Here is a 6,706-nt window from a genome sequence, read left to right on the forward strand (position 1 = left end):
TCGCTCCCCGGAATTATCCAAAGAGCGCCATCTGTCTGTTGTCGCTCATGCTCTGCTCACGTCGACAGATGATTTTCCGGGTCCGGCCGCCAAGAATGCGAATGACGGCGGAGCGGGAACATCCAAGGCGGAAAGCAATATCGCTGATGGACATCCCCTGGCAATAGAACAGCATCGTGCGCCACTCACGACACAGCGGAACATCGTAATGATTCCCACCGCAGTGCGCACTCAGCGCGGCTGCAATATCCTCACCATAAAGCCGGGCGAATTTCGAACCTCTGGCCTTTGTCGGCACCCAGATCCTGCGGCCGCCATTGCTATCCAGAAATCCCAATGCAGCCTCTTCGCCAATGGCGTCAACAAGCCACTTGATCTGCGGAGGCGGCACCACATCCATTCCTGAAATTTCCCTGATTTCTGCATTCTGCAAGCCGGAGTGTACCATGCTCGCAATAATCATGCTGACAAAAAAAGAGCCCCGGTGAAGGGGCTCTTTTCTCTATTGCAGATTATCCTTCGATCGCTCGAAGGGAACATTTGAGCAAATCATTATTGTATCTTCTGGGGCCAGCATTTTTCAGAAGCCACTCAGCACGCTTTTTCTCTATTGCCTCAAAGAGCCAAGGAAAATCCCTGCATGTCATAGCTATGGACCAGATCAAGTCATGAATAAGCTTCTGGATAAGAGTGGACGCTTCCCGATTGCTTTCCTCTTTAGGATGTTCTTTCGCGAGATCTAGCTTCTTAAGAGCCCTGCAAGCTCCTTCTGCCCGCACTGACAACATAGACATCCTATCAGCCGGAGCGGGAAATGGAGTTTTCAGGACGTGCTTTTTCAACCAAACCTCATCCAGATCGCCTTCCCGTATCACATCCACAATCTTCAAACACACTTGTGCGCAGGCGTTCGCGAATTCATTTTCCCATGCGTTGCGGGACGCATCAGTGAATTTCTCATGACCTTTCACATATTCTTCAGCCTGCTCGTTCATACAGAAAATAGAGGCCCAGAGGGCATGGACGGCCTTTTGAAAAGGGACAGAACTGGCTTCGTTTTCTTTGTTCATTGTGAGCTCTTCCCGCGATAAACGGTCAACAGTGCATTTCGAGGAATGTTACAACAAAACAAAGCTGAGGTGGCAGAGTTCTGTCTCCTAACTTTCAGGCTCCATTATTCCCGGTTTTTCAACACGCCAAGCACGCCGCCTGCATGCCGCTTGCATTCGGCAGCCGAGATGTCTCCGGCATCGGCAAGCTCGCATAACCGAACCTGCAGAAAGCCGATCTCCAGCTCCAATGTTTCTCGGTTCTTTTCCAGACCGCTGTTCAGTGCCAGGGCGACCATTCGCCGCAGCCGGATAAGACTGATTTCCAGATTTTCCAGCCGCAGACGTTGCTTGAACTGCGGCTCCGTCATCGCGGATGGCTTTTTTTCATTCATGAATGCGCTTCTCCCAGGCTTTAAGCGCTTCAATCACAACGCCAGCCTGCGAGCCAGACAGGAAGTTCGGATCGTCCACGCCGACCATCCGCTTCACGAAAGCCCTCAGGCTCTCCCGCGTTCCGCCCGATCGAAGCGCTGGCGCGAGTTCCTTCCACAGGGCAAAGACCTTCCGAACCTCCGGCCGGGATGACACCGCCGGCCGCCTGGCAGGACGGAAACCGTCCTTCTTGAACCCGTCCAGAACCTTATCCAGTTCGGCAATGCTCATCTGCCGCATGGACCGCTTTCCAGTCTCCCGTTCCAGCCGGTCGCGGAACGCATCCTCGTCCAGGCACAGCTCCTTGCGGGCAATGGACAGCTTGGCGTAACGCCCCTTGCGATTATCAGCCATCACGAAATGACCTCGTCATTGAAGAAATCGGTTACTTTGGCGACTGCGACAAACTCTCCAATCGGGCCATAACCTTCGACAAACTGATCGCGGCCGGAATGTGCGGTGATTTCATCAACCACCCCCCGCGCCACCAGCTGCGCGATATGCTTGGCATGATCACTCAGTTCGAAAAACGGATAAAAGCCCTCCCGAAATTCTGCCATGAAGGCCTCTGAAAAAGCTGTTTTCAGGAGTATCACGCAGACGGTCTGGCTGGCCTCGATGTCGAATTTCTTGTTCATCATCGCAGGCCCCTCACAGCGATGAGAAATTAAGATCGACCTGCTTCCACGGATCAGACGGCGTCGCCCGTTCGTGGAACCGGATGTACCTTTTGCTGCCGGCCGTAACGACAGCATCGGAAATCGCATCTTTCGCCTGGGGCCATTTTGGATGGGAGAGACTGAGCTGCCGCAGGGACAGAACCCGCTCCGTGCTGATTTTCCCGGTCTTCGAATTGCGTGCGAAGGCATTGGCCACAATCGCGCGCAGGTCATCGGAGGCATCCCCGACCAGATCGTCCAGGATCTCGTTCATCAGAACCCGTGCCGCCTCGATCGCCGCCGTGACGGACTGATAATCCGTTACTGACACATCGACTTTGCACACCCCGTCAATCGCCTCGATCCGAAGGCCGCCGCGCGATCCACCAAGCCGCGCGCCGTAACTTTCCAGAACCAGGTCGATATAGGCGTCCACCTCGGCATAAAATTTCAGCTTTTCTTCGCGGATGATGTCCCGAAGCACATGCGCCTGGCTCACGAGCTTATGCGCGGTGTCATGCGCCAGAAGGCGGCGCGGATCATACCGACGCGCCGGAATACGGGAGCCGTCCCAGCATTCAATGATGCGTTCGTCTGTCATGGTCATGTCCTCAATTCACGTCTGTTTTCGGGAGAGGCGCGTGATGCGCCTCAGTCTGGATCGTCATGGCGATCACGCAGGCGATGGCCGCGTTCCACACAAGCTGCTCATCGCTCCGGGAGAGTGCACCCGACGGCTGATGCGAGACCCGCTCCATAGCCGCGTGGATGACCTGGATTTCACCTGCGAGTGAAAGCGTTGCCGTCCGGGCGATCTGTGCACGGGCATCGCATTTCAGAGCGGCAATCACGCCGTCGAGGCTGCTGATAACGCCGGTCATACCCAAGCCCTCCACCCTGCAAGGGCATCCCGCAGATCTGCTTTCTGCTGGATCAAGGCGGAGTATGGACGCGCCTGCATCCCCAGCCGGGCGCGCAGAACCGCGTTCTCGTTTTCCAGCTGACGCGCCTTTTCCGCCTTGGCTTCGAGATTCCGCGCAAACTCTTCGCCCTGCGTCCGGCTGATGGACACGAACCCCAGACCGCGGATCGCCGCCGCATCCCGGAAGAGTTCCATCGACAGGGTTTCAGAAACTGCGAGGCAGTCCTCCACCGCGTTCTGGTCGAGATCCTGCACCAGTTCGTTCCGCACATCGCTGATCAGGCGATCGGCCGGCAGCCGTGCCAGGAGACGCAGCGCGATCCGGCGCTCACAGGCTCCCATGACACCATCCGGTCCCACCCGGTTGATGCCTTCCATGCAATCCTCAACCGTCGTTTCATCCCCGCACCGGGAGAAAAGATTGATCAGGACAGCCTGCGCCTTCGGCAGCCATCCCATGTCGAAACCCATCGTCTGGGAAGCGGCTTCCCGAAGCATGGCAACAGCGTTCATGACTTTGCTCCCAGGGCGAGCACGTCGCCCACAGTCAGGTTTTCAGGGTAGTAGGCGACCGCATCGACAATGACTTTCTGCCCAGCCGACGGGTTCTCGATCGGATTAAGCTCGCGGCTTCTCTTCAGGCGCGAGAGCGAACGTTCCGCAGGAAACTTGCCGAAATACCCGGCAATGCTGCGGCGGCCGTATTCAGCGCTCACCCCATGCTTTTCAGCCAGTTCAGCACTGAGTTCCCGGATGGACTTTACGCCGCGCATGGCATGTCCTCTTCAATCGGAGCGACGACCGGAAACAGCCCGCGTGCCGCCAGCAGCGCACCGGTCGGATGCAACCGGAACTGACGTTCGCTCACCATCAGCCGGAGCACACCGTCGCGACGTTCCATGAGGTTCGCCAGGACACGATCCATCACGTCCATCTCCGCCCAACGGATCAGGCGATTGCGCAGACGGCGATAAGGCACACCATATTCAGCCGGCACATCGCTCCACCGCAGTCCGTGCCGCAGGACATGCACGATCGCGCTCAGGACATTCCGGTCCTCCAGACGGGCGATCCCATGCGACAGCGGCAGAAACGGTTCGATCCGTTCCATCTGCTCATCCGTGAGCCACGTCGCCTGATCCGGCAGCCGTCCGGCCGTCACCACCGGTGGCGCGCCCCGATAGCCGGCACAGATCGCCCGGCCGGTTTCCGTCAGGGTAGCGAACCCCTGTGGATCCAGAACGATCACGCCACAGGCTTGCAGGAACTCCCATGGCCCCGGTTCAGGCAGCACCGTCACGATCCCGTCCGTCATGCGCCACCGGAACTCCCGTGACCCGCGCTCATGCCGTACACGGCCATACTCACGCAGCAGCCAGAGGATCGCCTTCTGGCTCGGCGTTTTCCCCGCGCGCTCCAGGCGCGGGGCTGCTTTCACCACGTTCACGAGAATGCCTCCTCAAGAACGGAGAGCACCTGGAAGACACGCAGGTCTCCGTCCAGGGATGCGAGGAAATCCCGGATCACGGCTCTGGATTCCGGAGAAATACTGGCTGTCACCTGGCGCTTGTCCGTGATCTGCAGAAACGCCTCATGGATCTCGTCATCCGTCCTGGCTTTGACGGCATCGTCCTGGGAAACCTTGCTCGGCTTGCGTGCCATGGCGGTCACTCCCTCCCTGCATAAGAGGGAAGCTCGCCATTCGTCAGCGAACTCCAGGCAGACTGGATGTCACGCTCGGTGATCTGATTCCGCTCATCAGAGGCAGCGATCATCCAGGCATACCGCAGCGTCTTGTTCATGGACCGAAGCCCACCGGGCTGGCCGGCAATCCAGCGGCAAAGCTGGAACAGGTTCGCGTCGTCGATCCCCCAGGCATCAAAAATTGCCCGTGTGTCTTTCACCTGGGGCTGCTTGCGGTTCTTGCGCATACCGATGCGGGAAAAGATCTGCGCATGCGAGGTATCTCGGGACATGCCCTCGATGCGGCCCTTCAGAGGCTCATTGCCCATGAAGACCAGGCCAATCTGCGCCCGGTCATTGATCGTCCGCAGCAGATCAATGGATTCCGTCTGCAGGTGCTGGGCTTCATCCACGATGATCAGGCCATGCGTTCCCTGAACACGACGGATCAGGCGGGCCATCATGCGAGGACCGCGCTTTTCCGCCGCGTCGACGATCTCGGTCAGCTCGCGCAGGACAGCCGTTGGAGACCGCATGGAACTGTCTGCCGTCATCATCCAGACGTTCGGCGTTTCCTTGCGGTACGCCTCGGCCGACATGGTTTTTCCCACGCCAGCGTTGCCGGTGATCAGGCCAATGTCCGGACCGGTCTGCGCATACTCGAAGACCTGGCGAAAAATGAGTGCGCTCGGCGTTTCGAGGAAGCCGGGTTCCCGAGGCATCAGCTTGCGGACCTGGCTGCGCGTCTGAACACTATCCAGCCACTTCTGGGCCTTTTCATCCACGTTTTCGGTGCGGCCCATATATTTCCCAGGAATCCAGGTGGACAGAGTGCCCTTTGCGATCCCGCTTTCCTGTGCCGCCTGGCTCAGGCTCATGCCCTTTGCATCCATGTGTGCCTTGAAGCGAACAGCCACCGCCGATGGAGCAAAGCTCTCCTGTTCGCCGCCAGCAGGGGCGGCGCTAATAAGCGTCTCACTCATGATTTATTGACCTCTAAGTCGTGTTTTACTTGTCCGTCCGGAAATAAAATTCCGGTTTGCTTTACCTTCGAAAGAGACTGAGGATCTTCGCAGCCTCTTCCGCGTCCCGATCTTCTTCCTCGTCTTCAAACCTCATGGGCTCTGGCGCCAGAGCCGCATTCCCGTGAAAGCGTGGTGCCGGCTGGAAAGGCGTGATGATCTTCGCTTCCAGCGGTTCCGGTTCGTCTTCCAGCATCGGGGCGGACAGGGCTGCCAGCTCCTTGAGAGACAGTGTTTTCGTCGCCTCAAGCTGCTCTTTCGCCGCTTTCTGGAAGCGCCGCCGTGCCCGGCCGTGCTCCTGAGCCGCAACCTTGTCCGCGAACCCGACAGCCGCGATACACGGTGCCGACACAACAAACGTCCCGTCCGCCCGATACACATGCAGCGGCTCCTGCAACGCCTGCGGGTCGAAGCGCACCACACAGGGCTGTCCGCGCAACGCCAGCAGTTCTTCCGCCCAGAAGCGGTTTCCTTCCAGCGTGATCTCGCCACTTCTGCGATCCGGCTTGATGCTCTCGGCAGCCATCAGCCACAGACGCCGTTGCTCGGCCGTCGCCTTGACGATCGGACTGACCGCATAAGACGCCTTGAACGCCTCCATGAAGGACAGCTTCCCGCCACACACCGCAGACCGACGACCAGTGCGGGCATTGTGCTCCCGGATCTCCGCCGCGATGGTCTCTGTGAAGACGTCGATGGAAACAGCCTTGGACGCGTAGTTCTCCGGCTTCGCCATCGGGTTGTTACCTGTCCAGGCACCGGCAAACTTCGGGTGCTTGGCTGCGCCCTGGGCAAGATCACGCCATGCCCGCTCGATCGGCTTGGACTGGCCCGAGTAGGGCGTCGTCCAGTGCACCTCGACGCCAAGCTGCGTCATGATGCCCACCGGCTCGTCTTCCTTCACCTTGAAGCGGAACCGGTTTGGAATGCCGCCCG

At 58.7% G+C, this 6,706-nt stretch carries 13 protein-coding genes; all 13 read right to left on the reverse strand.

Features of this window, described 5'->3' with window-relative positions:
• Positions 1-13 precede the first annotated feature (13 nt).
• Positions 14-394, reverse strand: a complete 381-nt coding sequence (locus GMO_RS10130) for a helix-turn-helix domain-containing protein (protein WP_139064441.1) — start codon at positions 392-394, stop codon at positions 14-16.
• A 118-nt stretch (positions 395-512) separates the two neighbouring features.
• Positions 513-1,070, reverse strand: a complete 558-nt coding sequence (locus GMO_RS10135) for a hypothetical protein (protein WP_040509155.1) — start codon at positions 1,068-1,070, stop codon at positions 513-515.
• 104 nt (positions 1,071-1,174) lie between these two features.
• Positions 1,175-1,444 (reverse strand): hypothetical protein, encoded by a 270-nt coding sequence (locus GMO_RS10140; RefSeq protein WP_008852302.1) that lies wholly within the window; start codon positions 1,442-1,444, stop codon positions 1,175-1,177.
• Positions 1,437-1,838, reverse strand: coding sequence for a regulatory protein GemA (locus GMO_RS10145; RefSeq protein WP_040509157.1), 402 nt, complete (start codon positions 1,836-1,838; stop codon positions 1,437-1,439). The genes GMO_RS10140 and GMO_RS10145 overlap by 8 nt, the downstream gene beginning before the upstream one ends.
• A complete protein-coding gene (locus tag GMO_RS10150; protein WP_008852304.1) occupies positions 1,838-2,125 on the reverse strand; it encodes a hypothetical protein in 288 nt (95 codons plus the stop codon). Before GMO_RS10150 ends, GMO_RS10145 begins: the two co-directional genes overlap by 1 nt.
• A gap of 10 nt (positions 2,126-2,135) precedes the next feature.
• The gene (locus tag GMO_RS10155) at positions 2,136-2,744 is read right to left on the reverse strand and encodes a DUF3164 family protein (protein ID WP_040509159.1); all 609 of its coding nucleotides are present in this window, start codon (positions 2,742-2,744) and stop codon (positions 2,136-2,138) included.
• 10 nt (positions 2,745-2,754) lie between these two features.
• Positions 2,755-3,024, reverse strand: coding sequence for a hypothetical protein (locus tag GMO_RS10160; protein ID WP_008852306.1), 270 nt, complete (start codon positions 3,022-3,024; stop codon positions 2,755-2,757).
• Positions 3,021-3,578 carry a hypothetical protein gene (locus GMO_RS10165; RefSeq protein WP_008852307.1) on the reverse strand — a complete coding sequence of 186 codons (558 nt, stop codon included), beginning with the start codon at positions 3,576-3,578 and terminating at the stop codon, positions 3,021-3,023. Before GMO_RS10165 ends, GMO_RS10160 begins: the two co-directional genes overlap by 4 nt.
• Positions 3,575-3,838, reverse strand: coding sequence for a hypothetical protein (locus GMO_RS10170; protein WP_008852308.1), 264 nt, complete (start codon positions 3,836-3,838; stop codon positions 3,575-3,577). The genes GMO_RS10165 and GMO_RS10170 overlap by 4 nt, the downstream gene beginning before the upstream one ends.
• Positions 3,826-4,512: a transposase gene (locus GMO_RS13610; protein WP_008852309.1), complete on the reverse strand. Its 687-nt coding sequence runs from the start codon at positions 4,510-4,512 to the stop codon at positions 3,826-3,828. Before GMO_RS13610 ends, GMO_RS10170 begins: the two co-directional genes overlap by 13 nt.
• Positions 4,509-4,727, reverse strand: a complete 219-nt coding sequence (locus GMO_RS10180; protein ID WP_139064442.1) for a hypothetical protein — start codon at positions 4,725-4,727, stop codon at positions 4,509-4,511. The genes GMO_RS13610 and GMO_RS10180 overlap by 4 nt, the downstream gene beginning before the upstream one ends.
• A 5-nt stretch (positions 4,728-4,732) precedes the next feature.
• Complete coding sequence (locus GMO_RS10185) at positions 4,733-5,731, reverse strand: AAA family ATPase (protein WP_083813656.1); 999 nt, start codon at positions 5,729-5,731, stop codon at positions 4,733-4,735.
• 61 nt (positions 5,732-5,792) lie between these two features.
• On the reverse strand, positions 5,793-6,706 hold a 914-nt coding region (locus tag GMO_RS10190), incomplete at its 5' end, for a transposase domain-containing protein (protein WP_175282612.1).

Origin of the sequence: Gluconobacter morbifer G707 (assembly GCF_000234355.1) — a bacterium.
Lineage (GTDB): Bacteria > Pseudomonadota > Alphaproteobacteria > Acetobacterales > Acetobacteraceae > Gluconobacter > Gluconobacter morbifer.

Excerpts from the sequence above, each read along its gene's own strand:
- GMO_RS10180 (WP_139064442.1), bottom strand. The coding sequence starts at position 4,727 with ATGGCACGCAAGCCGAGCAAGGTTTCCCAGGACGATGCCGTCAAAGCC.
- GMO_RS10145 (WP_040509157.1), bottom strand. The coding sequence starts at position 1,838 with ATGGCTGATAATCGCAAGGGGCGTTACGCCAAGCTGTCCATTGCCCGC.
- GMO_RS10150 (WP_008852304.1), bottom strand. The coding sequence starts at position 2,125 with ATGATGAACAAGAAATTCGACATCGAGGCCAGCCAGACCGTCTGCGTG.
- GMO_RS10170 (WP_008852308.1), bottom strand. The coding sequence starts at position 3,838 with ATGCGCGGCGTAAAGTCCATCCGGGAACTCAGTGCTGAACTGGCTGAA.
- GMO_RS10135 (WP_040509155.1), bottom strand. The coding sequence starts at position 1,070 with ATGAACAAAGAAAACGAAGCCAGTTCTGTCCCTTTTCAAAAGGCCGTC.
- GMO_RS10160 (WP_008852306.1), bottom strand. The coding sequence starts at position 3,024 with ATGACCGGCGTTATCAGCAGCCTCGACGGCGTGATTGCCGCTCTGAAA.
- GMO_RS10155 (WP_040509159.1), bottom strand. The coding sequence starts at position 2,744 with ATGACAGACGAACGCATCATTGAATGCTGGGACGGCTCCCGTATTCCG.
- GMO_RS10185 (WP_083813656.1), bottom strand. The coding sequence starts at position 5,731 with ATGAGTGAGACGCTTATTAGCGCCGCCCCTGCTGGCGGCGAACAGGAG.
- GMO_RS10140 (WP_008852302.1), bottom strand. The coding sequence starts at position 1,444 with ATGAATGAAAAAAAGCCATCCGCGATGACGGAGCCGCAGTTCAAGCAA.
- GMO_RS10165 (WP_008852307.1), bottom strand. The coding sequence starts at position 3,578 with ATGAACGCTGTTGCCATGCTTCGGGAAGCCGCTTCCCAGACGATGGGT.